The sequence below is a fragment of the Geobacillus sp. ZGt-1 genome, from assembly GCF_001026865.1.
GTDB classification, from domain to species: Bacteria; Bacillota; Bacilli; order Bacillales; family Anoxybacillaceae; genus Geobacillus; species Geobacillus thermoleovorans.
Map to the genome: position 1 here is coordinate 109,370 of NZ_LDPD01000026.1, position 2,011 is coordinate 111,380.

Annotated in this window: 3 protein-coding genes; all 3 read right to left on the reverse strand. The window is 50.5% G+C overall.

All coding sequences use genetic code 11. The annotated features are described in order from the left end of the window. Positions 1–440 (reverse strand): substrate-binding domain-containing protein (locus VU18_RS20655; protein WP_047758355.1); only part of this gene is annotated, 440 nt, incomplete at its 3' end. Between the two features lie 34 nt (positions 441–474). Then, on the reverse strand, positions 475–1,379 hold a 905-nt coding region (rbsC, locus tag VU18_RS14125; RefSeq protein ID WP_236687414.1), incomplete at its 5' end, for a ribose ABC transporter permease. Between the two features lie 36 nt (positions 1,380–1,415). Then, the coding region (locus VU18_RS20660) for an ATP-binding cassette domain-containing protein (RefSeq protein WP_047758358.1) at positions 1,416–2,011 on the reverse strand (596 nt) is incomplete at its 5' end.

Genomic DNA, 2,011 nt, shown 5'->3' on the forward strand with positions numbered 1-2,011 from the left:
CCAGCCACATTGTCAGAAGCGATATGGGTGACCACTTTCCCGCCGTCCGCGCTGCGGTCGACCGTAATGACCGGGATGTTGGCGCTGTTGGCGGATTCAATCGCAGAAGCCACGGCGCTCGAGTCCGTCGGATTGACCAAAAGCACATCGACCTTCTGCTGGATCAAGTCTTCAATATCGTTAATTTGTTTCGCCGAATCATTTTGGGCATCAACCACAATCAGCTCTGCCCCTTCGTCTTTGGCGGCTTTTTCCGCTCCTTCTTTTAAGGTGACAAAGAACGGGTTGTTCAAGGTGGAAATGGACAAACCGATTTTCACTTCCCCATCCTGTTTCGTTTTCCCTTTGTCGCTCGATGCGTTGTTCTGGTCGAGCGAACATCCACCCAACACGCCGCCTGCAAGCAACAATGTGGCTAACAAACCAACTGCTTTTCGCATTTTCATACTCCCCCTTATTTTTTGATAACATCTATCATACTTCTTTGCGGCGGTCTAACAGCACCGCAAGAAGAATGACCGCTCCTTTGATGACTTGCTGGTAAAACGACGACACATTGAGCAAGTTCAATCCATTGTTCAATACACCGATAATCAAGGCGCCGACTAACGTGCCGAAAATCCAGCCTCTTCCTCCTGACAAACTGGTGCCGCCTAAAACAACGGCCGCAATGGCATCCAACTCGTACGCCGTTCCCGCTGTCGGCTGCGCGGAATTCAAACGGGAAGTTAAAATGAGCCCCGCCAAAGCAGATAACGCCCCTGTTAGGGCATACACATATATTTTGAGTCGATCAACGCGAAGTCCCGATAGACGGCTCGCTTCTTCGTTCCCGCCAATCGCGTACGTATGGCGGCCAAATGTAGTCTTTTTCAATACTACATACAAAGCGATATAGACCGTGAGCATCAATATAATAGGTACGGGAATGCCGAAGAAATAACCGCGCCCCATCATCTGAAACAGGATGTCATCAGACGCAAACCCTGTAATCGGGCGACCGTCCGTGTAAACGAGAGTCAAGCCGCGAAACGCCGTCATGGTCGCCAGCGTGGCAATAAAAGGAGCCACTTTTCCTTTGGTGACCAAGACTCCGTTCAAGACGCCCATGGCCGCGCCTGCTAATAAGCCGACGAATATCGCAACAAATCCATTGACCCCTTGCGCCATCATTCCTGCTGTGATCGCGCTTGATAACGCCAACACCGAACCGACCGATAAATCAATGCCTCCCGTTAAAATGACAAACGTCATGCCAAAGGCGATGAGCGCGTTAATCGATACTTGCCGCAGGAGATTGAGCCAGTTGTCCATCGTCAAAAAGTCATCGCTCAATATGGAAAGCACGATGCATAGCAGAAACAGCCCGATCAAAGGCCNTAGTTTTTTCACATCCCATTTTCGCTTTGCTCCCATCATCGATTCCCCCCTGTCGCCGCCCGCATGATGGTTTCTTGATCCAACCCGTCGTTTTCCAAGATCGCTTGCACTTTCCCTTCATGGACGACCATAACGCGGTCGCTCATGCCCAATACTTCCGGCAGTTCAGAAGAGATCATAATGATCGCGGCGCCTTGGGCAGCCAATTCATTGATCACTTCATAAATCTCTTTCTTTGCCCCGACATCCACGCCGCGAGTCGGTTCATCCAAAATGAGGATGCGCGGGTTCATCGCCAGCCATTTGCCGAATACGACTTTTTGTTGATTCCCGCCGCTCAATGCTTTCACGGGTAAATCTGGGGAAGAGGCTTTAATATTCAACAGATGAATGTATGTCAACACCACGTCCCGTTCTTTCGATGACTGGATGAATCCCGCTGTTGCTAATTGTTCCAACTTCGGCAAGGTCAAATTCTCATGGACGCTCATCTCGAGAATGAGCCCTTTTTGCTTTCGGTCTTCGGTAATCATGGCGATGCCATGTTCGACGGCTTGGCGCGGAGAACGGATGCGCACAGGACGCCCGTCGATATAGATGTCTCCTTCATCGAATGGTCTGGCTCCGAAAA